Origin of the sequence: Rhizobium ecuadorense (genome assembly GCF_001187535.1) — a bacterium.
In the GTDB taxonomy this organism is placed as follows: Bacteria; Pseudomonadota; Alphaproteobacteria; order Rhizobiales; family Rhizobiaceae; genus Rhizobium; species Rhizobium ecuadorense.
On the sequence record NZ_LFIO01000334.1, the window covers coordinates 1 to 253 of the forward strand.

The window sequence follows — 253 nt, forward strand, 5'->3', positions numbered from 1 at the left end:
CCTGTACCGCGCGGGGTTCTGCTCTTCCTGATCATCACCCACCTGTTCGCCGCTCTCTGGTGGATCCTGTATCCGACCTGGCCGCTTGGAAGCACATATACGAGGGGCCTGATCGGCACGAGTCAAAAACAGGCGGTAGAGCGAAAGATCATAGAAGCCGATGCTTCGCGCGCGCCCTGGATCGAGAAGATCGAGACCAGTTCCTTTGATGAAATCCGTGCCGACGAAAAGCTGATGGAGAAGGTGGCCTCCA

1 protein-coding gene is annotated in these 253 nt (G+C 57.3%); it reads left to right on the plus strand.

The features are described 5' to 3' along the window. Positions 1-253 (plus strand): cbb3-type cytochrome c oxidase N-terminal domain-containing protein (locus AF337_RS07345; RefSeq protein ID WP_280138837.1); only part of this gene is annotated, 253 nt, incomplete at both ends.